Here is a 24,679-nt window from a genome sequence, read left to right on the forward strand (position 1 = left end):
GAACTACACGCTGCGCCAGCCGCTCGGCAGCGTGGCCTGCATCAGCCCGTGGAATCTGCCGCTGTATCTGTTCACCTGGAAGATCGCGCCGGCGCTGGCGGCCGGCAACTGCGTCGTCGGCAAGCCGTCCGAAGTCACGCCGCTGACCGCGCACCTGCTGGCGCAGGCGAGCATCGAAGCCGGCTTTCCGCCGGGCGTGCTCAACATCGTGCAGGGCAGCGGCGCGCAGACCGGCCAGGCGCTCGTCGATCATCCGCGCATCAAGGCCGTGTCGTTCACGGGTTCCACGCGCGTCGGCGCGCAGATCGCGCTGAGCACGGCACAGCGCTTCAAGAAATCCTCGCTCGAACTCGGCGGCAAGAACGCGACGCTGGTCTTCGCCGACTGGGAAGGCAGCGACGCGCAGCTCGACACGATCGTGCGCTCGGCGTTCGCTAACCAGGGCCAGATCTGTCTCTGCGGCTCGCGCATCCTCGTCGAACGCCGCATCTATGCCGAGTTCCGCGACCGTTTCGTCGCGCGCGCGCAGGCGCTGCGCGTCGGCGACCCGTCGCTCGCGGGCAGCGATCTCGGCGCCGTCGTCTCGCAGGCGCATTTCGACAAGGTCATGGGCTGTATTGCGCTCGCGCGCGAGGAAGGCGGCCGGGTGCTGACCGGCGGCGATGCGGTGCGCGTGGAGGGCCGCTGCGCCGGCGGCTGGTTCATCGCACCGACCGTCATCGACGGACTCGATGCCGCCTGCCGCACGAACCAGGAGGAAATCTTCGGGCCCGTCGTCACGCTGCAGCCGTTCGACGACGAGAGCGACGCGCTCGCGGTCGCGAACGGCACCAGCTACGGCCTGGCCGCCACGGTCTGGACGCGCGATCTGTCGCGCGCGCACCGCGTGGCGGCGCAACTGCACAGCGGCATCGTCTGGATCAACTGCTGGATGCTGCGCGACCTGCGCACGCCGTTCGGCGGCGTGAAGCAGTCGGGCATCGGCCGCGAAGGCGGCGTCGAGGCGCTGCGTTTCTTCACCGAGGCCAAGAACGTCTGCATCGCGCTCGAATGAGCGCGTAGCCCGCGGCACCGGAGTGCGTCAATCCACCTGAGGTCATTTCTGCAAAGCCGCCGGCACCGACTATGCTTCGCGCTTTCGTCCAGGAATGCGGCCCATGAACGACCTGTCCGACCTGCTCAAGCGCAACAAGGCCTGGGCCGAGGCCATGCGCGCCCAGGACAAGGACTTCTTCAAGCGCCTGTCCAACCAGCAGGCGCCGAAGTATCTCTGGATCGGCTGTTCCGACAGCCGCGTGCCGGCGAACCAGATTACCGACATGCAGCCCGGCGAAGTGTTCGTCCACCGCAACGTCGCGAACGTCGTCGTGCACACCGACCTCAATTGCCTGTCGACGATCCAGTTCGCGGTCGACCTGCTGAAGGTCGAACACATCATGGTCGTCGGGCATTACGGCTGCAGCGGCGTGCACGCGAGCCTGACCGGCGTGCGCGTCGGCCTCGCCGACAACTGGCTGCGCCATGTCGGCGACGTCGCGCAGAAGCATGCCGCGATGCTCGACGCGCTCGAGCTCGACGCGCTGCGCCACGCGCGGCTCTGCGAACTCAACGTGATCGAGCAGGTGTTCAACGTCTGCCAGACCACGATCGTCGAGGACGCCTGGTCGCGCGGCCAGCAGCTCAGCGTGCACGGCTGGATCTACAGCCTGTTCGACGGCCGCATCACCGACCTCGGCATGACGGTCGAGGCGCGCGACCAGCTCGCCCCGGTCTACCAGGCCGCGCTGGGCCGCCTCGCGACACGCTGAACCGCCCGTGCGCTTGACGCTGCTTGCGCGTTCGGCCGGCGCGGCGCGCAGTTGCGGCAACGCACATGCGCTGCAAAATGAGCGCGCCCGGCACTGTTCTATGCTGGCCGCGTCCCGTCCGGAGTCCGCCATGCGCCCCAGCCCGCTGTTCGCCCTGCCGCTGTTCCTCGCCACGTTCGCGACCGGTGCGGGCGCCGCGAGCTGGAAGGAACAGCAGATCGCCGCGGCCGAGAAATCGGAATCGATACTGCGCCAGGTCGAGAAAGTGCGCGGGCTGCTCGCGCAGTACCAGATCATGCGCGCGGCCTACGTCGCCGACGAAGCCCGGGCGTTCCGGCTGATCTTCGGCCAGTACCTGAGCTGGCACCAGTCCTATCTCGGCCTGCACGAGGACGCAATGCAGTCGTTCTCGATCCAGCAGGGCAGCGACAAGCAGGATGCCCCGTCGCCACTGGAAGGCGACGCCTGGCGCAGCGAACCCGCCGCCGACACGATCGCGCGACTCGCGAACGGCCAGCGCGCCGTGTTCTTCAACGAAGCGCACAACGCCGCGATCACGCGTTCGCTGACGGTCGAGATGCTGCCGAAGCTCCGGCAGCTCGGGTACACGCATTTTGCGGCCGAAACGCTCTACGAAACGGACACGGAACTCGCGCGCCGCGGCTATCCGAACGACGCCAGCGGCTTCTACACGCAGGAGCCGGTCTACGCTGAAATGGTGCGCACGGCGCTGAAGCTCGGCTTCACCGTGGTCGCCTACGAAGCCGCGTCCGAAGCCGTCGGCGATGCGCGCGAAAAGGAACAGGCGCGCAATCTGTACAACCGCGTGTTCAAGGACAATGCCGACGCGCGCGTCGTCGTCAATGCCGGCTACGCGCACATCGTCGAATCCGGCAAATACCTCGGCGGCGCGAGCATGGCGCAGCATTTCCGCAAGATCGCGCGCATCGATCCGCTGACGGTCGAGCAGACCATGCTGATCCCGCACACCGAAGCGAGCCAGGACCACCCGTACTACCGCGCGCTGCTCGCCTCGGCGTCGCCGAAGACGCCCGTCGCCTTCGTCGACGGGGACGGCAAGCCCTGGAGCCTGCGCGCCGGGCAATACGACGTCAGCGTCGCGCTGCCGCCGTATACGCACGAAAACGGCCGGCAGACATGGCTGTCGCTCGGCGGCGCGCGCCGCGCCTATACGGTCGACGGCGAGATCTGCCGCTCGGTCATGCCCTGCCTGATCGAAGCGCGCTACATCGGCGAGGGCGACGACGCGATCCCGGCCGACCGCATCGTGTTCGGCCTGCAGGACTCGTCGCTGACCGGCAGCGAACGCAAGTTCCGCACGGTCGACCAGCTGCGCACCGACCTGTACCTGCGCCCGGGCCGCTACCGCGTGCGCGCGAGCGGCGCCGACAACCAGATCGTTAACACCCAGAACATCACCGTAGGCACGAACCCGCAACGATGAGCGATCCCATCCGCACGAGCAATGCACCGGCTCCGGTCGGCGCCTATCCGCACGCACGCCGCGTCGGCAACCTGCTGTTCCTCTCCGGCGTCGGCCCGCGCACGCCCGGCAGCAACGAGATTCCCGGCAACGTGTACGACGCCGACAAACGCCTCGTCGCCTACGATTTCGAGGCCCAATGCCGGCAGGTGTTCGCCAACGTGCGCGCCGTGCTCGAAGCGTCAGGCGCGCGCTGGGAAGACCTCGTCGACGTGACCGTCTACCTGACCGACATGCAGCGCGACTTTCCGGTCTACAACCGCCTCTACGCCGAACACTTCACGACCGCGCAACCGTGCCGCACGACACTTGGCATCACCGCGCTGCCGACGCCGATCGCGATCGAGCTCAAGTGCGTCGCGGCGCTCGACGGCGCATAGCCGCACAGTGGATCCCGCAGAAATTGACTTATCCACATCCAGAACAATCCAGCAACGACGCACGCTGACACGACGCCGTTTCCGGCATTGCTTCCGTAGATGCCTGCAATGTATGGCTACGCGTCGGGAGCGCGGGCGATACAGCGCAGGCTCTTGCGCAAGTTGTCGAGCGTGGCCTCGCGCGCGAGGGACGTCTTGCCGTCGACGAGCAGGTCGTCGAACACGAACAGGCGCGCGTCGCGTTCGCCGAGCATCACGGTATAGGCCAGGTATTCGTGCGGGTCGCCGAGGAACGTGAAGCGCAGACGCCAACCTTCGGTTTCCTTGCCGCAGAGCGCCAGCGGCGGCGCCTTTTCCGCGGCGGCGGCGGGCTCGTCGCCGTCGTGCAGCACGCCGCCCATCATGTCGAGCAGGCGCTGCGCATGGTCGGCGTCGTATTCGCCGACGTGGACTTCGAGTTCGAAGTCGCCGCGCCACAGGCGCCACTGCCGGTCTTCGGCGTCGTAGTTGACGCGCAGCACGGCGGGGTAGTCGAACGCGATGCCGGCTTCCTCGAAGTGCGCGAGCGGTTTCAATGCCTCGGCGCCGGGCGGTCCGGCGATCTCGTCGACGAACGCGCCCCAGAACGTGGACCAGCCCCTGTCGGGCGGATAGTCCTTCGCGGTGGCCGTTCCCGATGCCGCGGCGAGTACCGCGCCGAACGCGGCAGCAAGGCGAAGCGGACGAATTCCGGCGGACACGGCGACACCTCGTTCGAGCAGGGCGCCGCAGACGCGGCAGGCTGCGCATGATCGCGGGGCCGGATGCCGGCGTCCAGCGGCCGTCGAGGCTACACTTCGGCGTCAGTCCGCCGGATGCTCCCCATGTCGCTAGCCCCGCCCCTGAACTTCGAACGCTGGATCGCCGAGAACCGCCACCTGCTCAAGCCGCCCGTTGCGAACAAGTGCATCTACGACGGCGACTTCATCGTCATGGTCGTCGGCGGGCCGAACCAGCGCACCGACTATCACGTCGACGAAGGTCCGGAGTTCTTCTATCAGCTCGAGGGCGAGATGGTGCTGCGCATCCAGGAAGACGGCCAGCCGCGCGACATTCCGATCCGTGCGGGCGAGGTGTTCTACCTGCCGCCGCGCGTGCCGCACTCGCCGCAGCGCATGGCCGATTCGATCGGCCTCGTCGTCGAGCGCAAGCGCCTGCCGCACGAGAAGGACGGCCTGCTCTGGTTCTGCGAGCGCTGCAACAACAAGCTCTACGAGGAATTCTTCGCACTGCAGAACGTCGAGTCCGACTTCCCGCCGGTGTTCGACCGCTTCTACGGGTCGACCGCGGCGCGCACCTGCAAGGGCTGCGGCCATCTGAATCCCGCGCCGGCGCGCTACGGCTGAGCCGTCGGCGTCGCCCGCCGCGTCGCCGTGCCTTACACTCGACGACCATGCTCAAGATCGATACCCACGCCCATATCCTGCCGCGCGACTGGCCGAATCTCGCCGAGAAATACGGCGACGACCGCTTTCCGGTCATCGTGCATACCGACGACCGTCATCGCATCTACAAGGACGGCAAGTTCTTCCGCGAGATCTGGGCCAACACCTGGGATCCGGATCTGCGCGTCGCCGACTACGCGAAGTTCGGCGTGCAGGTGCAGGTCATCTCGACCGTTCCGGTGCTGTTCTCCTACTGGGCCAAGGCGAGCCAGGCGCTGGAACTGCATCGCCATCTGAACGACCACGCCGCCGAAATCTGCCGCAGCCATCCGCGCCACTACGCCGGCATCGGCACGGTGCCGCTGCAGTCGCCGACGCTCGCGATCCAGGAACTGCAGCGCTGCGTCGAGCAGCTCGGACTCGCCGGCGTGCAGATCGGTTCTCATGTGGAAAACTGGAATCTCGACGCGCCCGAACTGTTCCCGTTCTTCGAGGCCGCGGCCGATCTCGGCGCCGCGGTGCTCGTGCATCCCTGGGACATGATGGGCCGCGAGACCATGCCGAAATACTGGCTGCCGTGGCTCGTCGGCATGCCGGCCGAGCAATCGCGCGCGGCCTGCTGCCTGATCCTCGGCGGCGTGCTCGAACGGCTGCCGGAGCTGCGCGTCTGCCTCGCCCACGGCGGCGGCTCGTTTCCGTACACGATCGGTCGCATCGAGCACGGCTTCCGCATGCGGCCCGATCTCGTCGCGACCGACAACGCGCGCAGTCCGCGCGAGTACTTCGACCGGCTGTACTTCGATTCCTGCGTGCACGATCCGCAGGCGCTGCGCTATCTCGTCGACGTGGCCGGCATCGACCGCGTCATGCTCGGCACCGACTACCCGTTCCCGCTCGGCGAACAGGAGCCCGGCAGCGGCATCGCCGCGCTGAAGCTCGACGACGCCGCATCGGCCCGGCTCTACCACGGTACCGCGCTGCAATGGCTCGATCTGCCCGCCGCGCGTTTCTCGACCCCTGCCCCGGAGGCGCAATGACCGCTCGTTCGTTTTCTGCACTGCTCGCCGCGCTGCTGACCGCGGCTTCCTCGGCCGCCGGCGCCGCCGACTACACCCTCAACGACGGCGCGATCGCCTTCAGCGCGCCCTCTGACTGGCCCGTCATCATGCAGATGAGCGAAGGCAATCCGCAGGTCGTCGCGTTCCAGGTCAAGGATCCGGCCGACAGCGGCACCGGCGAGGCCACGCGCGTGACCGTGACGACGCGCAAGCTCGACGACGCGCAGGCGTTCCAGTCCTTCGTCAACCAGGCGCTGGAAAAGGCGCGGCAGACGCCCGGCTACGAAAGCGAGACCGGCTCCGACGGAGGCAGCCTGCGCTACAGCGGCCTGAACCAGAAGACGCGTTACAAATATCGCGAAAGCTATTTCTACAAGAATGGCATCGCGGTGCAGCTGCGCTGCGTGCACCCGGTCCTCAAGGGCACAAGCCCGGCCTGGGTCGCGGCCTACGCGCAGGGTTGCGACCAGATCGCCGCCTCGCTGCAGAAGTGAGTGCGTCGATGACCGCAGCGGATTTCCCGGCCGACCTCGACTGGGCCCAGGCGCAGGACCGCGCCGATGCGCTCGCCGCGTTCCGCGGCGAGTTCTGCATTCCGCCGCACGAGATCGGCGAACAGGTCTATCTCTGCGGCAATTCGCTCGGCCTGATGCCGCGCGCGACGCGGCAGGCGCTCGCCGACGAACTCGACGACTGGAGCGCGCTCGCGGTCGAGGCGCATTTCCGCGGCCGGCATCCGTGGATGCCGTATCACGGCTTCGTGCGCGAACATCTCGCCGAACTCGTCGGCGCGCAGGCCGGCGAAGTCGTCGCGATGAATTCGCTGAGCGCGAACCTGCATCTGATGATGGTCAGCTTCTACCGGCCGACCGCGCAGCGTGCCGCGATCCTGCTCGAAAAGCGCGCGTTTCCGTCGGACCGCTACGCGCTCGAATCGCAGGTGCGCTTCCACGGCTTCGATCCGGCCGACGCACTGATCGAACTCGACGGCGACGAACCGAACGGCACGATCTCGCTCGCCGCGATCGAGCGCGTGCTCGAGGAGCACGGCGAACGCATCGCGCTCGTGCTGCTGCCCGGCGTGCAGTACCTGACCGGCCAGGTATTCGATCTCGCGGCGATCACGAAGCTCGCGCATGCCAAGGGTTGCGTCGTCGGCTTCGACCTCGCGCATGCCGTCGGCAACGTTCCGGTGAACCTGCACGACAGCGGCTGCGATTTCGCGGTCTGGTGCCACTACAAATACGTCAACTCCGGCCCCGGCGCCGTTGCCGGCTGCTTCGTGCACGAACGCCATGCGCGCAGCGAGCGCCCGCGCTTCGCCGGCTGGTGGGGCCACGATCAGGCGACGCGCTTCCAGATGGGCCCGGACTTCCGCCCGACGCCGGGTGCCGACGGCTGGCAGCTGTCGAATCCGCCGATCCTCGCGCTCGCGCCGCTGCGCGTGTCGCTGGAGATCTTCCATCGCGCCGGCATCGCGCGGCTGCGCGAGAAATCGCTCGCGCTGACCGCCTATCTCGCCGCGCTGATCGAACGCGAAGTGCCGCAGCTCATCGACATCCGCACGCCGTCCGAACCGCAGCGCCGCGGCAGCCAGCTGAGCCTGCGCGTGAAAGGCCCGCGCGAAGCGGGCCGCGAGCTGTTCGAACACCTCGCCGCGCGCGGCATCGTCGGCGACTGGCGCGAACCCGACGTGATACGCGTCGCGCCGACCGCGCTGTACAACCGCCACGAGGATGCGTGGCGGCTCGTCGAGGCATTGAAGGCCTTCACGCATGCGTGATCGGCGGCGTTACGGGCGCCCGGCAACGCTCATCGCAGCGGGATTCGTGTCCACCGCCGCCCTGGCCGATACGACGTGGTGGAAGACGTTCGCGCTGGAGCCGCGCGACAGGCAACTGCTGGGGTGTTCCCGTCGATCGCGTCAATCGGGCATGGGTGCGCGCGACGGCGCTGGAGAGCTCGGTACCGACGGCGGCGCAGCGCGCCGACGCGAGCAGCCGCGACCGCCATTTCGTCGCCAACGGCGACTTCAACGACGACAAACGCCCGATCGCGCCCGGGTCGGCATTTACGACGACAAGCAGGGCAAACGCGGCAGCGTTGTCGCCGTGTTCACACGACGCGACGACCACGGCTGGCAAGCGGTCTATTCCGAAGTCGGCGACGACCCGGATCAGTTCAGCGTGCTGCACCAGTCGGCCGACGAACCGTATCGCGTGTCCTGGAGCCAGTGCCTCGACTGCGGCGCGCCTGTGGCCGTGACCTGGTCCGGCATCAATTTCTTTCTCGAATATCTGCACGAGCCGCGCAGGAACTGATCATGCCGAGCAAGCCCGAAATCACGCTGATCGGCGCCGGCCTCGTCGGCGCGCTGCTCGCAACCCTGCTCGCGCAGCGCGGCTTTCGCGTGACCGTGTTCGAACGGCGGCCCGATCCGCGCATCCACGGCTTCATCGGCGGGCGCTCGATCAATCTCGCGCTGGCCGAGCGCGGCTGGCACGGCCTGCGCGTCGCCGGGCTCGGCGAGGTGATTGCACCGATCGCGGTGATGATGCGCGGACGCATGATCCACGATGTCGCCGGCAACACGAATCTGCAGCGCTACGGCCGCGACGATTCGGAGGTGATCTGGTCGGTCAGCCGCGGCCAGCTCAACTGCACATTGCTCGATGCGGCCGAGCGCGCCGGCGCCACGATTCATTTCGGTCATCGGCTCGATGCGGTCGACTGGAACACCTCGCGGCTCGTGCTGCGCGACGACGCGGACGGCAGCGCGCGCCAGGTCGATGCGGGCCTGCTGCTCGGTGCCGACGGCGCCGGCTCGGCGCTGCGCCAGGCCATGCAGCAGATGACCGATCTCGGCGAACGCATGGACGCGCTCGGACACGGCTACAAGGAACTGGAGATTCCGCCGCTGCCGCAACTGCCCGATGCAGCGCTGACACCGGCGCTGCGCGAGGCGAAGGCGCGCGGCGAACGCTATGCGATGGAAGCGCATGCGCTGCACATCTGGCCGCGCGGCAGCTACATGTGCATCGCGCTGCCGAACGCCGAGGGCAGCTTCACCGTGACGCTGTTCCTGCCGGGCACGCCGCTCGCCGACGGCGCGCCGGCGTTCTCGCGGCTGACGACGCGCGAATCGGTCGACGCGTTCTTTCGCCGCGACTTCGGCGACGCCGTGCCGCTGATGCCGGACTTCCTCGACGACTTCGCACGCAATCCGACCGGCCTGCTGGCCACGCTGTATCTGGACCGCTGGCACGTCGACGGCCGCGCGCTGCTGCTCGGCGACGCCGCGCACGCGATCGTGCCGTTCCACGGCCAGGGCATGAACTGCGGCTTTGAAGATGCCGTCGAACTCGCCGGCCTGCTCGCGGCCGACGGCGACGCGGCATCGGTGTTCGCCGAGTTCCAGCGCCGGCGCAAACCCAACAGCGATGCGATCGCCGCGATGGCGCTCGACAACTACGTCGAGATGCGCGACCGCGTCGACGACCCGGACTATTTGCTGATGCGCGAACTCGAACGCGTGCTCGCGCAGCGCCATCCGGAGCGTTATCTGCCGCGCTACTCGATGGTCACGTTCACGCGCCTGCCGTATGCCGTCGCACGCGCGCGCGGCGAACAGCAGTCGCAGCTGCTGCGCGAGTTCGTGCGCGGCAAGTCGTCGCTGGCCGACGTCGACCTCGCTGCAGCCGACGCGGCCGTGACTGCGCGACTCGACCCGCTGCCGGCGCTGGACTGAGTGGTCTCCGCGGAACTGCTCGCGATCTACCGCGCCTGCGACTACGCAGTCCGCCTGCCGGGCGGCGCGCGTGCCGTGCTGCGCATCGGCGCGCCGCTGCCGGACGCGCTGGCCGCGTGGATGGCGGGCGCCGCATCCGCGGCGTTCATCACGGCCTACAACCCGCGCTCGCAGCCGCAGCCGGCCCGCATCAATCGCGCGGCGCAGCGCGAGCTGTTCGCCGCCGCGCGTGCGGCCGGCGCGCGCGTGCTGCCCGGCGTCGGCCGGCTCGCCGGCGAAGTCTGGCGCGAGCCCTCGCTGTTCGTCGCCGGCCTCTCCATGGAAACGGTCGACGCGCTCGCGTGTCGCCATTCACAGAACGCCGTCGTGCTGGCGCACGGAAACGGCCAGGTCGAGCTGCGAAGCTATACCGTCGACTGATCGGTTCGGCCATACGCGCGGTATCGATGCCTGCATTGACGCGCGCCCGGTCCGCCTCGCACAGTTGCGCCGACTTCCCTGGATCGCCCTCATGCACGACGACGTGACCGCCCTGCTCGCCGCATCCAGTCGCGGCGAAAACGCCGCCCAGGACCGCCTGTTCACGCTGCTCTACGACGAACTGCGCCAGTGCGCGCGCTACCAGTTGCGCGGCAACGCCGGGCTCACGCTGTCGACGACGGCGCTGGTCAACGAGACCTATGTGAAGCTCGCCGCGGCGAGCCAGCTCAACACGAGCAGCCGTCAGCATTTCATGGCGCTCGCGGCACGCGCGATGCGTCAGGTCATGGTCGATCACGCGCGCCGCATCCAGGCCGACAAGCGCGGCGGCGGCGCGGTCATGGTCACGCTCGACGAGCGCCTGCCCGATGATCCGAGCGACGCCGTCGAAGTGCTCGCGCTCGATCAGGCGCTGAACACGCTCGAACAGATCGACGAACGCGCCGCGCGTGTCGTGCAGCTGCATTTCTTCGGCGGCCTCGCATTTCCCGAAGTCGCCGAACTCGAAGGCCTGACCGTGCGCACGGTGATGCGCGACTGGCAGGCGGCACGCGCGCTGCTCGCCGCGGAAATGAACGCCGGAACGCCGCCCGCATGAGCGTCGACGACGCGCTCGCGCGCAAGCGGCGCGCGTTCGCGCTGCTGCGCGAGGCGCTGGAACTCGACGCCGCGCAGCGCGCGGCGTTCGTCGCGGCACGGACACAGGGCGACCCGGCCCTGGCCGCGCTGCTGCAGCAGCTGATCGCCGCGGAAGCCGCGCCGAACCTGCTCGACGCCGGTGCCGGCCGCGTCGCCGAACGGCTCAGCGGCGATGCCGACGACGAACTCGCGCCCGGCAGCGTGATCGGCGGCTGGACGATCCAGAAACGCCTCGGCCGCGGCGGCATGGGCACCGTGTTCCTGGCCGCGCGCGACGGCGACGGCTACGTGCAGCAGGGCGCGCTCAAGTGGATCAAGCGCGGCATGGACTCCAGCGAGATCCTCGCGCGCTTCCGGCGCGAACGCCGCATTCTCGCGCAGCTGCAGCATCCGCAGATCGCTCGCCTGCTCGACGGCGGTGTCGGCGAATCGGGCCAGCCGTGGTTCGTCATGGAATACGTGGCCGGCGTGCCGCTCAACGACTGGGCCGAGGCGACGCAGGCGACGCTGAGCCGGCGGCTCGACGCCTTCGTGCAGCTCGCCGAGGCCGTCGCCTATGCGCACGGCCAGCTCGTCGTGCATCGCGACCTCAAGCCGAACAATGTGCTCGTCGACGCCGACGGCCGTCCGCACCTGCTGGATTTCGGCGTCGCCAAAGTGCTGGAAGAGGACGGCAGCGACGGCCGGACGCAGACCGGCGCACGCTTCGTGAGCCGCGCCTACGCCGCGCCGGAACAGTTGCGCGGCGAGCACGCGGGCACCGCGGTCGACGTCTATGCGCTCGGCGTGCTGCTGTTCGAACTGCTGAGCGGCGCGCGCTTCCACGACAATCCGGCCGCGCAGCAAGGCTCGGCCAGCGACCGGCTCAGCAAGGCCGCCGCCGCCGCGCACGGCAGCGTGCCTCCGCGGCGGCTGCGCGGCGACCTCGGCATCATCGTCGCACGCGCGACCGACGCCGACGCGGCTCGCCGTTATGCCACCGCGCAGGCGCTGGCCGACGACGTGCGCCGCTTCCTGCGCGGCGCGCCGATCCTCGCGCGGCGCGACAGCGGCTGGTATCGCCTGCGCCGCTTCGCGTCGCGCCACCGCGTCGCCTCGACCGCGCTGCTGCTCGCGCTCGTCGCGATCGTCGCGGGCAGCGCGCTCGCGCTGTCCCAGGCGCGCCGCGCCGCGCGCGAGGCCGAGCTGGCGCGCGCCGCGCAGGGTTTTCTCGCCGGCGTATTCGATGCGGCCGCACCCGATGCCGCGGCCGGCGCGCGCGTGACCGCGCGCGAACTCATCGACCAGGGCGTCGCGCGCGTCGACCAGGAGCTCGCCGGCCAGCCCGCGCTGAAGGCACAGATGCAGCTGACGCTCGGCACGCTGTACCGCCAGCTCGGCCAGTTCGGTCAGGCCGCATCGCTGCTGCGGCAGGCACGCGACGGATTCGTCGAACAGGACGACGCGGCGAACAGTGTCAATGCAGCGATCGAACTCGCCCGCGTCGGCCGCGAACGCGCCGATTTCGACGGCGCGCTCGCGCTCCTGAGCGAAGCCGAGCGCGACGGCAATGCCGCCCAGCGCGGCGCGGCGCTGACCGAGCGCGCCTCGGTCAACGACCGCCAGGGCCGTTTCGCGGACGGTCTCGCGGCCATCCGCGCCGCCGCGCCGCTGATTGCCGGCGACGACGAAGCCGCGACGCGCGAACGCACGCGCAACCGGCACATCGAGGCGCTGCTGCTGAGCCGCGTCGCGCGCTACGACGAAGCCGACGCCGCATTCCGCGACGCGATCGCACGCAGCGAAAGCGCGTTCGGCAAGGAGCACTCGCAGGTCGGCGAAGTCCGCAACGACTACGCGACGATGCTCGTCGATCGCCAGCGCAGCGCCGATGCGGAGCGCGAACTGCGCGCAGCGCTCGAGATCCGGCGCAAACGCTTCGGACCGCGCCATGCGGCCGTCGGCGAGACCCTGCAGATACTCGGCATCGCACTGCGCCAGCAGGGCCGCATCGACGAATGCGCCGCGGCATTGAACGAGGCGCTGGCGATCCAGCGCGAATCGCTGGGCCCGCGGCATCCGAACATCGGCGCGACCTTGAATTCGCTCGCAACGCTCGCGATGGCACGGCAGGATTTCGGCCAGATGGTCGTGCTGCTCGCCGAAGCGCGCGACATTTACGCCGAGAACCAGCTGCTCGATTCGCCGCAAGGACTCACCGTGCAGAGCAACCTCGGCATCGGCTTCACGCGCCTGGAGCGTTTCGACGAGGCCGAACCGCTGCTGCGCGCCGCGCTTGCACGCCACCGCGCCAACGTCGGCGACGTGCATCCGCTGGTGATGTCGAGCCTCAACGGCCTGAGCCAGCTGCAGCGCCGGCGCGGCAACGGTGCGGAGGCCGAGGCGCTCGCGACCGAAGGCGTCGCGATCGCCGACAAGGTGCTCGCCGAGAGCCGCGACAACGCCGCGATGCGCCAGACCCTCGGCGCCGCGCAGCTCATCAACGATCACGCCGAGGCTGCGCTCGCGAGTTTCGCCGCGAGTGCGGCGCTGCTCGAAAAGCTCGACGCGCGCAAGGACCTGCGCTATGCCGGGACGCTGCTGGGCCAGGCACGTGCCGAACTCGCGCTGGGCCGGCCCGCCGCCGCCGACGCGCTGGCGCGGCGCGTCATCGACGGCGGCGCCGATGTCGGCGCGGGCGGCGCAGGCCCGCGCGCGCTGGCCTGGGCAATCGCTGCGGCCGCGGCGCGCGCCCAGCGGCAACCGGCGCAGGCCCGGGCGGCGCGGCTGCAGGCCGAAGCCCTGCTGGCCCAATGGACCAACCCCGACCCGGAAGTCCTGCGCCAGTACCACGCCTACCTCGACGGCGGCGCGCGCTGAACGGCGTGCGGCGCATCGCCGCGCTCCGTGGCAACCGCACGCGCGCGCGGTTAGCATTGCCCCCGCATGAATTTCCCGACCCCTGCAGAGAAACCGCCGCTCCTCCAAGCGCGCGGCCTCGCCTACCTGCGCAACGACGAGCCGATCTTCGGGCCGCTGGACTTCCGGCTCGATGCGGGCGACGTCGTGCTCATGGAAGGCGACAACGGCAGCGGCAAGACCACGCTGCTCAAGGTGCTCTCCGGCCTGCTCGAGCCCGGCGCCGGCGAGGTGCTGCTCAACGGCGAACCGCTGACGCTCGCGCGCCTGTCGCATCAGGTCGCGCTGCTCGGGCACCTGCTCGGCATCAAAGGGGAATTGTCGCCTTTGCAAAATCTGCGCTTCGCGATCGGTCTCGGCGGACTGCGTCCGGGCATCACGCCGCATCACGCGTTGAAGAGCGTGGGTCTCGAAGGCTACGAAGACGTTCCGCTGCGCCAGCTCTCGGCAGGCCAGAAGAAGCGCGTCGCGCTCGCCCGGCTGCTGCTCGTGCCGGCCGCGCTGTGGCTGCTCGACGAACCCTACGCGAATCTCGACCGCGAAGGCATCGCGCTGGTGAACCGCCTGCTCGAACTGCATGCGCTGCGCGGCGGCGCGGCGCTGATCACCTCGCACGGCGCATATGCCTATACCTCCGGCACGCCGCGCCGCATCCGACTGCGCGACACGCAGCAGGACGCCGCATGAGCTACGGCACCGCCGCTTCCGCCTGCCGCGCACTGCTCGTGCGCGACTTCAGCCTGGTCTGGCGCCGCCGCGGCGACGCGCTGAACCCGGTGCTGTTCGCCGTCATGGTCGTCGTGCTGTTCCCGTTCGCGCTCGGCCCGGAACCCACGGCGCTCGCGCGCATCGCCGCAGGCACCGTGCTCGTCGCGCTGCTGCTGGCCGGGCTGCTGTCGCTCGACGCGCTGTTCCGCTCCGACCTGGAGGACGGCTCGCTCGAACAGCTCGTGCTGTCGCCGCACCCGCTGCCGCTGCTGCTCGCCTGCAAGATCGCCGTGCACTGGCTGACGACCGCGCTGCCGCTGCTGCTGGTCGCGCCGCTGCTCGGCGAACTGCTGTTCCTGCCGCGGCCGGTACTGCCGGTGCTGCTGGCGGCGCTGGCGCTGTCCACGCCGCTCCTGAGCCTGATCGGTGCAGTCTGCGTCGCGCTGACGGTCGGCATGCGCCGCTCTGGTATGCTGCTCGCGCTCCTCGTGTTGCCGCTGTATGTGCCGGTCCTGATCTTCGCCGCCGGCGCCTGCAACGCCGCGCAGCAGGGCCTGCCCGTGCTGGCGCCGCTGCTGTGGCTCGGTGCGGGACTCGCGCTGGCGCTGGTCCTGGCGCCGCTGGCCTGCGCTGCGGCGCTGCGGATCTCGCTGAGCTGACGCCGATGCGCACGCCGGACCACCCTCTGTACACGAATCCATGAATCCACTCGTACTCTGGTTCCACAAGCTGGGCTCGCCGCCCTACTTCTACCGGTTCGCCGGGCGGCTGCTGCCGTGGTTCTGGGGCGCCGCGCTGATCGGTCTCGCGGTCGGCCTCTACGGCGGTCTCGTCGCGGCGCCGTCGGACTACCAGCAGAGCGATGCGTTCCGCATCATCTACGTCCATGTGCCCAGCGCCTGGATGAGCCTGTTCATCTATGCGTTCATGGCTGTGAACGGCTTCATCGCGCTGGTCTGGCGCATCAAGCTGTCGGAAACGCTCGCGATGGCCTCGGCGCCGATCGGCGCCGCGTTCACGTTCATCTGCCTCGCGTCCGGTTCGATCTGGGGCAAGCCGATGTGGGGCACCTGGTGGACCTGGGATGCGCGGCTCACCTCGGAACTCGTATTGCTGTTCCTCTATCTCGGCGTGCTCGGTCTGTACCAGGCCATCGAGGACCGGCGCCAGGCCGCCCGCGCGGCCGCGTTCCTCGCGCTGATCGGTGTCGTCAACCTGCCGATCGTGCATTTCTCGGTCAACTGGTGGAACACGCTGCACCAGGGCTCGACGATCAAGCTGTTCGGCCCCTCGCTGATCGACTCGCGGATGCTCTGGCCGCTGCTCGTCATGGCGATCGCGACCAAGTTCCTGTTCGCCGCGAGCCTGCTGTCGCGCGCGCGCGTCGACCTGCTCGAACTCGAAGCCGGCAAGGACTGGGTGCGCCGGATCGCGCTGGCCGAGGACGCCGCATGAGCGAATTCCTGTCCATGGGCGGTTACGGCACCTACGTCTGGAGTGCGATCGCGATCTTCGTCGTCACGCTCGCGATCGACGCCGCCGCGCCGCTGCTCAAGCGCCGCCGCGTGCTGCGCGAACTGCGCGGCCGCCTGCGCCGCGCGCAGAAACGCAGTGAGGAAAGTGCATGAACCCGACGCGCAAACGCCGTCTCATCGTGGTGTCGCTGATCCTCGGCGCCGTCGGCATCGCCGCCGCGCTGACCGTGCTCGCGCTGCAGCAGAACATCACCTATCTCTACACGCCGGTCGAAGTGCTGGCCGGCAAGGTGCCCGCCGAGGCACGCTTCCGCCTGGGCGGGATGGTCAAGGCCGGTTCGATCCAGCGCGCGGGCGACTCGCTGAAGACCGGCTTCACCGTGACCGACGGCGATGCCGACATGGCCGTGGAATACACCGGCATCCTGCCGGACCTGTTCCGCGAAAAGCAGTCGGTCATCGCGACCGGGCGCATGGAGGGCAACCGCTTCGTCGCCAGCGAGGTGCTGGCCAAGCACGACGAGAACTACGTGCCGCGCGACGTCGCCGAGGCGATGGCGAAGGCGCACAAGAAGCATGAGGTGGAGCCGGCGAAAACGCCGGCGGCGCAGTAGACGTCGATCGTCGCGGCTGCCGCGACGATTCGTGCGCACAGGATAGGAAGCGGCGACCTCGCTCCCCCCAAGCGAGCTTGGGGAGAGGGCTCAAGCTTCTGCCGACTGCGAAACACAGACCGCCGCGCGAACGGACCATTTCGCGCTTTGCAGAAGGAGAGGTGCCATGCGCAAGAACGATCACCCGGTGAGCTTTCGAGGCAACTAGCAAGCGCCGCCGCGGCTATCCGTCGGAAGCGCGCGTCAAGCGCGGTCTGCGCGTAGTCCACGGCGACAAGGTGCTCTGCGAAAAACTCGGACGCAAAGACCCCTGCCCCTGTGGTTCGGGTCGCAGATTTCAAGAACTGTTGTCTCGATAAGGGGAGCTTTCGATGGCGTGCTCCGGCACGACTACCATCGCTGAATCCCGATCGCTGCAATCGCTGCAACCGCCGCCGCGGCCCGCGCCGCGGCGGCCCCTGGAGCCGCCGCCACGCCATGCTGCCCGAACTCGGCCAATTCGCCCTGATCCTCGCGCTGTTGCTGGCGCTCGCCCAGACCGCGCTGCCCCTGTGGGGCGCCTGGCGCAACAACGCCGCACTGATCGCGACGGCGCGCCCGACCGCCGCGGGCCAGGCGGTGTTCGTCGGCATCGCGTTCCTGGTGCTCACGGCGGCCTTCATGCAGCAGGACTTCTCGGTCGCCTATGTCGCGCAGAACTCGAATTCCGCGCTGCCCTGGTACTACCGCTTCTCCGCGGTCTGGGGCGCGCACGAAGGCTCGCTGCTGCTCTGGATCCTGATCCTCAACATCTGGACGGTTGTCGTCGCCGCATTCAGCCGCCGGCTGCCCGACGTCTTCATCGCGCGCGTGCTCGGCGTGCTCGGCTTCGTCAGCGTCGGCTTCCTGCTGTTCACGCTGTTCACGTCCAATCCGTTCCTGCGCCATGTTCCGGCGCTGCCCGACGGCAACGATCTCAATCCGCTGCTGCAGGACTTCGGCCTGATCGTGCACCCGCCGATGCTCTACATGGGCTATGTGGGCTTTTCGGTCGCGTTCGCCTTCGCGATCGCCGCACTGCTCGGCGGCGCGCTCGACGTGGCCTGGGTGCGCTGGGCGCGCCCGTGGACGAATGTCGCCTGGGCGTTCCTGACGCTCGGTATCGCGCTCGGCTCGTGGTGGGCCTACTACGAACTCGGCTGGGGCGGCTGGTGGTTCTGGGATCCGGTCGAGAACGCGTCGTTCATGCCATGGCTCGTCGGCACGGCGCTGATCCACTCGCAGGCCGTCACCGAAAAACGCGGTTCGTTCCGCGCGTGGACGCTGCTGCTCGCGATCGCCGCGTTCTCGCTGTCGCTGCTCGGCACCTTCCTCGTGCGTTCGGGCGTGCTGACCTCGGTGCACGCGTTCGCGAGCGATCCGCAGCGCGGCCTGTTCGTGCTCGCCTTCCTCGTCATCGTGGTCGGCGGCTCGCTGCTGATCTACGCACTGCGCGCGCCGAAGGTCGCCGGCGGCGAGCCGTTCGCTGCGGTCAGCCGCGACACCTTGCTACTTGTGAACAACCTGCTGTTCTCGATCGCCGCACTGATGGTGCTGCTCGGCACGCTGTTTCCGCTGCTCGGCGAAGCGCTCGACGCGGGACGGATCTCGGTCGGTCCGCCGTATTTCGGGTTCATGTTCGCCGCCTTGATGGCGCCGGTCGTGCTGCTGCTGCCGTTCGGCCCGTTCCTCAAATGGCGTCAGGCGCAGTTGCCGGCCGCATTCCGCGCGCTGCTGCCGGCGCTCGCGGTCGCGTTCATCGCGGCGGTGCTCGCGTGGCTGCTCGTCGGTGGACTGCCGTTCAAGGCCGTCGCGGGCGTGGGCTTCGGCCTCTGGGTCGGCGTCGGCATCGCGCTGTACGCGCTGTCGCGCTGGCGTCATGCGCCGCCGGGCCGGCGCTTCACGCCGGAAATGCTCGGCATGATCTGCGCGCATTTCGGCGTCGGCGTGTTCGTCGCCGGCGTGCTCGTGACCGAGGCGACCGGCATCGAACGCGATTTGCGCTTCGCGCCCGGAGAAACCGTGCGCATCGGCGCGTACGACGTACGCTTCGACGGTGCGCGCCACGCGCAGGGACCGAACTACGAAGCCGATTCGGGCAGCGTCTTCATCACGCGCGACGGCGCGACGGTCGCAACGCTGACGCCGCAGAAGCGGCGCTATCTGCGCGGCCAGGTGCAGACCGAGTCGGCGATCGATCCGGGCTTCGTGCGCGACATCTACGTCGCGCTCGGCGAACCGGTCGGCACCGACGGCGCGTGGTCGCTGCGCGTCTACATCAAGCCGTTCGTGCGCTGGATCTGGCTCGGCGCGCTGCTGATGATGCTCGGCGGATTCGTCGCCGCGACCGACCGGCGCTTCCGCAGCCTCGGTCTCGCGCGCGACGCGCAGCCGGCGACGCCGGCACCGGCGCCCGCGCCGACGCTCGCGGCGGAGACGGCCTGATGGCGCGCCTGTTGCCGCTGTTCGCGTTCCTGCTGCTCGCCGCGCTGCTGGGTTTCGGACTGGCCTGGAACATGACGCACGACCAGCGCGAGGTGCCCTCGCCGCTGATCGGCAAGACCGCGCCGGCGTTCGAGCTGCCCGTGCTCAACGAGCCCGATCGCCGCTACGGCAGTGCCGATCTCAAGGGCAAGCCGTACCTGCTCAACGTGTTCGGCAGCTGGTGCCCGAGCTGCGTGGACGAGCACCCGGTCCTGATGCGCTACGCGAAGGAACTCGACGTTCCGCTGGTCGGCTACAACTGGAAGGACGATCCGTCCGACGCGAACGCGTGGCTCGCGCGCTTCGGCAATCCGTACACCGTCATCGTCGCCGACAACGTCGGCCGCACGGCGATCGACTTCGGCGTCTACGGCGCGCCCGAAACCTTTCTCGTCGACGGCAACGGCACGATCCGGCTCAAGCGCATCGGCGCGCTGACGCCCGACTACATCGAAAAAGAGCTGAAGCCCGCGCTCGCCGCGATCCGTCTCGACGCGCTACGGAGTGGAAAATGATCCCGATGCGACGTTTGCCGCCATACATCGCGTTCGTCGTCGCGCTGTTCTGCGCATTCGCGGCGCAGGCCGTTCAGCCGCTCGACTTCAAGGACACGGCCGAGGAAAAACGCTTCCAGGCGCTGACGCGCGAACTGCGCTGCCTGGTCTGCCAGAACCAGAATCTCGCCGATTCCGACGCCGGACTCGCTGGCGACCTGCGCCGCGAAGTCTTCGATCAGATGCGCTCGGGCAAGACCGATGCGCAGATCAAGGACTATCTCGTCGAGCGCTATTCGCAGTTCGTGCTGTACGACCCGCCGCTCAGCGCATCGACCTGGCTGCTCTGGTTCGGACCGCTGCTCGCGCTGCTCGCCGGCGCCGGCGTGCTCGTCGTCATCGTGCGCCGCCGGCAGGCGTCGCTGGCGCAACCGTCGGCCGCCGCCACGGCGGCGCCGCGTGAGGAGGAAGACTGGTGACCCCTGCGTTCGTCGTGCTGGCCGGCCTGATGCTGCTGTCCGCCCTCGCTTTCGTCATGCTGCCGCTGCTGCGCGGCGGTCGTCCTCGTGCCGCCCTCGCAACGCGCCGCCGCGCGCTCGACGACGCGCTGGCCGCCGGCGTCATCACCGCCGAGGAACATCTCGCGAAGCTGTCGGCGCTCGAACAATCGCCGGCCGACGCAGCGCTGCCGCCGCGCACGCGCAGCGCGTTCAACGGCGCGCTCGCGGTGCTGCTGTTGCTGCCGGCCGCCGCGATCGGGCTGTATCTCGAACTGGGCAACGTCAAGGCGATGGACCCGGTCGTCATGGCCGCGGCCGGCGCCGCCAGCGGCGGTGGCACGCCCGGACCGGACATGGACGCGGCCGTGAAGGGACTCGCGGACAAGCTCGCGAACAATCCCGACGACGTCGAGGGCTGGCTGCTGCTCGGCCGCGCCTACAAGACGATGGAACGCTTCGCCGACGCGCGCGACGCCTTGAAGAACGCCTACGACCGCGCCAGGGACAACGTGGACGTGCAGGTCGACTACGCCGAAGCGCTCGCCCTCGCCGGCGAGAGCCGGCGCATCGCCGGACCGGCGCGCGATCTCCTCGAAGCCGCCGTGAAGACCGATCCGAATCACCAGCGCGGCCTCTGGCTGCTCGGTATCGCCGACTACCAGCAGCAGCGCTACGCCGAGGCCGCCGCACGCTGGGAGCACCTGCGCGCGCAGCTGCCGCCGCAGTCCGACGCGCGCGGCTCGCTCGAAAAACAGATCGCCGACGCGCGCCAGCGCGCGGGACTGGCCGAGGCGGCGCCGGTGCCGGCCGCCGTTCCGCCGGCTGCACCGGCGGCCGCGCCCGCGGCAGATCCCGCTGCCGGCGGCGCTGCGGATATCCGCCTGTCCGTCGAGGTCTCGCTGTCCCCGGCCCTGCGCGACAGGGCGCCGGCCGGCGCGAGCGTGTTCGTGTTCGCGCGCGCCGCATCCGGCCCGCCGATGCCGCTGGCCGTCAAGCGCCTGACGCTGGCCGACCTGCCGGCGACGGTCGCGCTGACCGAGGAAATGGGCATGCTGCCGAACATGAAGCTGTCGCAGTTCCCGCAGGTCGTCGTCGGCGCACGCATCTCGGCCAGCGGCAACGCGAAGGCCCAGAGCGGCGACCTGCAGAAGCTCTCGGCGCCCGTCGCCGTCGACAGCAAGGCGCCGATCGCCCTCGTCATCGACGAGGTCGTCCCCTAACCGGCATCCAGCCGGTTGTCGGTTAGGAAAACGCAGGGCGCAACAGGCCAGGCGCATTGCGCCAAGTCCGTTGCCGGCCCCGCCGTTGAATTGCCGGCGAAAGGCGCGGTGTTTTTTTTTGTTGGCGCGTACGACGGGTGTGAGACGGCGCAATGCCCTTCGGTTATTGCGCCCCGCGTTGCATCGACCGCCCTGGACTCAATCGATCAGATGATTCCGCGCCGCATAGCGCACGAGCTCGGCGGCATTGCGCACGTCGAGCTTCGCGAACACGCGCTGGCGGTGGTTCTCGGCGGTCTTGATGCCGATGTCGAGGCGCGAAGCGATTTCCTTCGTCGTCAGGCCGTCGACGATCAGATGGAACACTTCGCGCTCGCGCGGCGACAGGTCGCGGTACGGGTCGGCCGGAATCGGCTTGGCCTGCTGCATCTGCATTGCCATCGCGCGCGTCGCGTGCGCGCCGAAATGCAGGCCGCCGCCGCCGAGGCTGCGCACCGCCTCGATCAGCTCGACCATGGCCGCGTCCTTGCGCAGATAACCGGCGGCGCCGGCGCGCAGCATGTGCAGGACGTATTCCTCTTCCTGATGCATGGTCAGCACGAGGATGCGCATCTGCGGCAGTTCGTTGCGCAGCCGCCGCACGACTTCGATGCCGTTGAGGCGGGGCATCGAGATATCGACGATCGCGATATCGGGCTGCAGCCGCAGGCATTGTTCGACGGCTTCGATACCGTCGGCCGCCTGGCCGACGACGAGGCATTCGCCGCTGGCGTCGAGTGCGGCGACGAGCGTCTCGCGTACGATCGTATGGTCATCGGCAACCAACACGCGGATCATGGTTCGCTCCTGGCGGTGCTGCGCAGCGGAAGCTCGATGCAAATGTTGAATCCTTGACCCGGTACAGATTGTAGATCCAACCGGCCGTCGAACAAGTCGACACGGTCGCGTATACCACCAAGTCCGCCGCCTTCGCCGTCGCGCCCCGCGGCCAGCGCCGCGGACAGGTCGCAGCCGCGACCGTCGTCGCGAATATCCATGCGCAGCGACTGGCCGTGCGGGCGCAGCGTCACGGCGATATGCACCTGGCTCGCGCCGGCATGCCTGGCCGCGTTCGACAGCGCTTCCTGTGCGACGCGAAACAGCAGCGTCGAGGTGTCGTCGTCGAACGCCGGCATGTCCTCGGGCAATTCCAGTTCCACGCACAGACCGTCGACGCTGCGCGCGAGCCAGCGCAGCGCCGCTTCGAGGCCGAGATCATCGAGGATCTGCGGCCGCAGCAACCGCGACAGCGAACGCGTGTCCTCGAGCGTCGCCTGCACGAGTTCCCGCGCGCGCAGCAACCCGCCATGACTGGCTTCGGCGTTGCGGGGCAGTTGCGAAGCGATCGTGTCGAGCTGCCGCATCAGGGCGACGAGATTCTGGCCGACCCCGTCGTGCAGTTCCCGCGCGATGCGCCGGCGCGCCTGTTCCTCGATGCGCCAGACCGATCGCGCGAGATGGCGCGTCCGGCGCTGATCCTGCTGCAGCCGCGTCAGCAGCGCGGCGTGCTGCCGCATCAGTTCGTCGATGCGCTGGTTCAGCGCGGCCACGGCGCCGTCGTCAGCGTTCATCGGCCGCCTCGGCCTGACGCGCGCGCCGGTCCAGCAACTGCGCGAAACGCTCGCGCTGCGCCGGCGCTGCCGCATCGAGCAGCGCGGCGCGCGCGCGAACCGCCGCCTGTTCCGCCGCGTCGGCTTCCGCGGTCTTGCCGCCGCGGCGCAGCAGCGCCGCGCCGAATGCGTGCAGGCGCGCCTCGTCGTGCCAGCGTCCGAGCTGGCGCAGCAGCACCTGCGCCTCGCGATAGCGCTGCACGGCGGCGGCGGCGTCGCCGCGCAGGCCGCGCTGTAGTTCCAGCACGATGACGGCCAGCCGCAGCGGCGCCTGTCCGCGGCGCTGCGCCGCCGTGACGAGATCGGCGATCAGCGCATCGGCCTTGCGCGGCGCGGTCGCCAGCGCGGCCTGCGCGCGTTCGATGCGCACGTCGAGCTGCAGTGCGGCGTTGTGCGCCTCGCCGGCGATGCGCTCGGCGTCGGCGAGATCGCGCTCGACCGCCACTGCGCCGTCGAGCGCGCCGAGCCGCGCGCGCGTCAGCAGGAACAGCGCGTGCTGTTCCGGGCTCAGTTCAGCTTCGACGACTCCGGCGAGCGCCTGTGTCGCGGCGGCCGAATCGCCGACGAATACCGCCGCGCGCGCCGCGAGCAGCTTCGCCTCGGAAAGTCCGCGGCGGTCGGCGCGCCGCTCGAAGCCGGCTGCGGCGGACGCCGCCGCCGACGCCGCGTCGGCGCTGCGCCCCTCGGCCAGCGCCAGTTCGCCGCGATAGACCTGGGCGACGTCGATTTCCTCGGGCAGCTGCAGGTCCTGCGCTTCGCGCAGCGACGCGTCGAGGCGCTGGCCGGCGTCGGCGTAGTGGCCGCGACTCAGTTCGAGCAACGCCATGCTCTGGATCACCTGCAACGCTCCCTCGCGATCGTCGATCTGGCGGTACGACCCCAGCGCCTGCTGCCAGTAGACCGCCGCATTGTCGATTTCACCGAGCTGAAAATAGCAGAATGCGACGTTGTTCAAACTTTGCGCAATCAGCGTCGCCTGTCCGAGCTGCTGGCGCAACGCGAGCGCCTCGCGGAACGCGGCCAGCGCCTCGCGAAAATCGCCGCGTTCCTCGGCGACCACGCCGCGGTCGTTGTGCAGGTCGGCGATGCTCGCGCGGTCGCCGAGCGCTTCGAGTACGCCGCGCGCGCGTTCGAGGCTGGCCTCGGCCGCGGCGCGATCGCCGCGCACGGCCTGCACGATCGCGAGATTGCGCAGGCTCGTGGCCTGGCCGCGCGTGTCGGCGATCGCCGCGCGCATGTCCGCGGCGCGCCGGTACTGCTCGACGGCCGCGTCGAGCTGGCCGAGCCGTTCGTAGCCGACGCCGAGCGCGTTGCGCGCCTCGGCCTCGGCGCGCGCATCCCCCGCGCGCGTCCACAGCACGAGCGCGCGCAGCAGATAGTCGTCGACGGCGCGGCGCGCCTGCCCCTGCTGGATCGCGACGCGGCCGAGCAGGAACCACGCGCGCGCGTCTTCGCCGTCGTTCGCGACCAGCGCTTCGAGCAGTTGCAGCGCGCGTTCGCCGCGACCGCTGTCGGCCTCGGCCAGCGCCGCATCGAGCACGACGCCGGCGTCGCGCGCATGCGTCGCCAGCAGTTGGC

Annotated in this window: 27 protein-coding genes; 23 read left to right on the forward strand and 4 right to left on the reverse strand. The window is 69.5% G+C overall.

The genetic code is table 11. The annotated features are described in order from the left end of the window. The 4 genes from VLF18_RS07360 to VLF18_RS07375 form a co-directional block, all read left to right on the forward strand. Positions 1 to 1,054 (forward strand): aldehyde dehydrogenase family protein (locus VLF18_RS07360; protein ID WP_325278972.1); only part of this gene is annotated, 1,054 nt, incomplete at its 5' end. Positions 1,055 to 1,157: 103 nt separating this feature from the next. Then, complete coding sequence (gene can / locus VLF18_RS07365) at positions 1,158 to 1,808, forward strand: carbonate dehydratase (protein WP_325278973.1); 651 nt, start codon at positions 1,158 to 1,160, stop codon at positions 1,806 to 1,808. 130 nt (positions 1,809 to 1,938) lie between these two features. Next, positions 1,939 to 3,273 carry a hypothetical protein gene (locus VLF18_RS07370; protein WP_325278974.1) on the forward strand — a complete coding sequence of 445 codons (1,335 nt, stop codon included), beginning with the start codon at positions 1,939 to 1,941 and terminating at the stop codon, positions 3,271 to 3,273. Beyond that, complete coding sequence (locus VLF18_RS07375) at positions 3,270 to 3,692, forward strand: RidA family protein (protein WP_325278975.1); 423 nt, start codon at positions 3,270 to 3,272, stop codon at positions 3,690 to 3,692. Before VLF18_RS07370 ends, VLF18_RS07375 begins: the two co-directional genes overlap by 4 nt. Positions 3,693 to 3,808: 116 nt before the next feature. On the opposite strand, the gene VLF18_RS07380 is transcribed toward VLF18_RS07375, so the two are convergent. Beyond that, a complete protein-coding gene (locus tag VLF18_RS07380) occupies positions 3,809 to 4,432 on the reverse strand; it encodes a hypothetical protein (protein ID WP_325278976.1) in 624 nt (207 codons plus the stop codon). A 123-nt stretch (positions 4,433 to 4,555) separates the two neighbouring features. Here VLF18_RS07380 and VLF18_RS07385 point away from each other — a divergent pair, with 123 nt between their 5' ends. The 19 genes from VLF18_RS07385 (at position 4,556) to VLF18_RS07470 (ending at position 21,452) form a co-directional block, all read left to right on the forward strand. Further along, positions 4,556 to 5,077 carry a 3-hydroxyanthranilate 3,4-dioxygenase gene (locus VLF18_RS07385; RefSeq protein ID WP_325278977.1) on the forward strand — a complete coding sequence of 174 codons (522 nt, stop codon included), beginning with the start codon at positions 4,556 to 4,558 and terminating at the stop codon, positions 5,075 to 5,077. Between the two features lie 47 nt (positions 5,078 to 5,124). Then, entirely contained in the window at positions 5,125 to 6,153 is a 1,029-nt protein-coding gene (locus VLF18_RS07390; RefSeq protein WP_325278978.1) for an amidohydrolase family protein, read from the forward strand. Beyond that, positions 6,150 to 6,668, forward strand: a complete 519-nt coding sequence (locus tag VLF18_RS07395) for a hypothetical protein (RefSeq protein WP_325278979.1) — start codon at positions 6,150 to 6,152, stop codon at positions 6,666 to 6,668. The genes VLF18_RS07390 and VLF18_RS07395 overlap by 4 nt, the downstream gene beginning before the upstream one ends. 8 nt (positions 6,669 to 6,676) lie before the next feature. Then, the gene (gene kynU / locus VLF18_RS07400; RefSeq protein ID WP_325278980.1) at positions 6,677 to 7,957 is read left to right on the forward strand and encodes a kynureninase; all 1,281 of its coding nucleotides are present in this window, start codon (positions 6,677 to 6,679) and stop codon (positions 7,955 to 7,957) included. A 46-nt stretch (positions 7,958 to 8,003) separates the two neighbouring features. Next, positions 8,004 to 8,495 (forward strand): hypothetical protein, encoded by a 492-nt coding sequence (locus tag VLF18_RS07405; RefSeq protein WP_325278981.1) that lies wholly within the window; start codon positions 8,004 to 8,006, stop codon positions 8,493 to 8,495. After that, on the forward strand, positions 8,495 to 9,922 hold the full coding sequence (locus tag VLF18_RS07410) for an FAD-dependent oxidoreductase (protein ID WP_414717197.1): 1,428 nt from the start codon (positions 8,495 to 8,497) through the stop codon (positions 9,920 to 9,922). The genes VLF18_RS07405 and VLF18_RS07410 overlap by 1 nt, the downstream gene beginning before the upstream one ends. Continuing rightward, a complete protein-coding gene (locus VLF18_RS07415; protein ID WP_325278983.1) occupies positions 9,923 to 10,342 on the forward strand; it encodes a DUF3293 domain-containing protein in 420 nt (139 codons plus the stop codon). A gap of 91 nt (positions 10,343 to 10,433) precedes the next feature. Beyond that, the gene (locus VLF18_RS07420) at positions 10,434 to 11,000 is read left to right on the forward strand and encodes an ECF-type sigma factor (protein ID WP_325278984.1); all 567 of its coding nucleotides are present in this window, start codon (positions 10,434 to 10,436) and stop codon (positions 10,998 to 11,000) included. Next, positions 10,997 to 13,900 (forward strand): serine/threonine-protein kinase, encoded by a 2,904-nt coding sequence (locus tag VLF18_RS07425; RefSeq protein WP_325278985.1) that lies wholly within the window; start codon positions 10,997 to 10,999, stop codon positions 13,898 to 13,900. Before VLF18_RS07420 ends, VLF18_RS07425 begins: the two co-directional genes overlap by 4 nt. A gap of 66 nt (positions 13,901 to 13,966) precedes the next feature. Next, the gene (gene ccmA / locus VLF18_RS07430) at positions 13,967 to 14,626 is read left to right on the forward strand and encodes a cytochrome c biogenesis heme-transporting ATPase CcmA (protein WP_325278986.1); all 660 of its coding nucleotides are present in this window, start codon (positions 13,967 to 13,969) and stop codon (positions 14,624 to 14,626) included. After that, entirely contained in the window at positions 14,623 to 15,306 is a 684-nt protein-coding gene (gene ccmB, locus VLF18_RS07435; protein WP_325278987.1) for a heme exporter protein CcmB, read from the forward strand. Before ccmA ends, ccmB begins: the two co-directional genes overlap by 4 nt. A 40-nt stretch (positions 15,307 to 15,346) precedes the next feature. After that, positions 15,347 to 16,102: a heme ABC transporter permease gene (locus tag VLF18_RS07440; protein ID WP_325278988.1), complete on the forward strand. Its 756-nt coding sequence runs from the start codon at positions 15,347 to 15,349 to the stop codon at positions 16,100 to 16,102. After that, a complete protein-coding gene (gene ccmD / locus VLF18_RS07445) occupies positions 16,099 to 16,275 on the forward strand; it encodes a heme exporter protein CcmD (protein ID WP_325278989.1) in 177 nt (58 codons plus the stop codon). The genes VLF18_RS07440 and ccmD overlap by 4 nt, the downstream gene beginning before the upstream one ends. After that, a complete protein-coding gene (gene ccmE, locus VLF18_RS07450) occupies positions 16,272 to 16,736 on the forward strand; it encodes a cytochrome c maturation protein CcmE (RefSeq protein ID WP_325278990.1) in 465 nt (154 codons plus the stop codon). The genes ccmD and ccmE overlap by 4 nt, the downstream gene beginning before the upstream one ends. A gap of 278 nt (positions 16,737 to 17,014) precedes the next feature. Further along, on the forward strand, positions 17,015 to 17,095 hold the full coding sequence (locus VLF18_RS23145; protein ID WP_414717198.1) for an SEC-C metal-binding domain-containing protein: 81 nt from the start codon (positions 17,015 to 17,017) through the stop codon (positions 17,093 to 17,095). 118 nt (positions 17,096 to 17,213) lie between these two features. Continuing rightward, positions 17,214 to 19,199, forward strand: a complete 1,986-nt coding sequence (locus VLF18_RS07455; protein ID WP_325278991.1) for a heme lyase CcmF/NrfE family subunit — start codon at positions 17,214 to 17,216, stop codon at positions 19,197 to 19,199. Beyond that, positions 19,199 to 19,753, forward strand: coding sequence for a DsbE family thiol:disulfide interchange protein (locus VLF18_RS07460; RefSeq protein ID WP_325278992.1), 555 nt, complete (start codon positions 19,199 to 19,201; stop codon positions 19,751 to 19,753). Before VLF18_RS07455 ends, VLF18_RS07460 begins: the two co-directional genes overlap by 1 nt. Positions 19,754 to 19,758: 5 nt before the next feature. Next, complete coding sequence (locus VLF18_RS07465; protein WP_325278997.1) at positions 19,759 to 20,211, forward strand: cytochrome c-type biogenesis protein; 453 nt, start codon at positions 19,759 to 19,761, stop codon at positions 20,209 to 20,211. Next, a complete protein-coding gene (locus tag VLF18_RS07470; protein WP_325278993.1) occupies positions 20,208 to 21,452 on the forward strand; it encodes a c-type cytochrome biogenesis protein CcmI/CycH in 1,245 nt (414 codons plus the stop codon). Before VLF18_RS07465 ends, VLF18_RS07470 begins: the two co-directional genes overlap by 4 nt. 198 nt (positions 21,453 to 21,650) lie before the next feature. On the opposite strand, the gene VLF18_RS07475 is transcribed toward VLF18_RS07470, so the two are convergent. The 3 genes from VLF18_RS07475 to VLF18_RS07485 all read right to left on the reverse strand — a co-directional run. Next, the gene (locus VLF18_RS07475; RefSeq protein ID WP_325278994.1) at positions 21,651 to 22,289 is read right to left on the reverse strand and encodes a response regulator transcription factor; all 639 of its coding nucleotides are present in this window, start codon (positions 22,287 to 22,289) and stop codon (positions 21,651 to 21,653) included. Continuing rightward, positions 22,286 to 23,062 (reverse strand): sensor histidine kinase, encoded by a 777-nt coding sequence (locus tag VLF18_RS07480; RefSeq protein ID WP_325278995.1) that lies wholly within the window; start codon positions 23,060 to 23,062, stop codon positions 22,286 to 22,288. Before VLF18_RS07480 ends, VLF18_RS07475 begins: the two co-directional genes overlap by 4 nt. Continuing rightward, on the reverse strand, positions 23,052 to 24,679 hold a 1,628-nt coding region (locus VLF18_RS07485), incomplete at its 5' end, for a tetratricopeptide repeat protein (RefSeq protein ID WP_325278996.1). The genes VLF18_RS07480 and VLF18_RS07485, both read right to left, overlap by 11 nt.

Source organism: Tahibacter sp. (assembly GCF_035481375.1).
In the GTDB taxonomy this organism is placed as follows: Bacteria; Pseudomonadota; Gammaproteobacteria; order Xanthomonadales; family Rhodanobacteraceae; genus Tahibacter.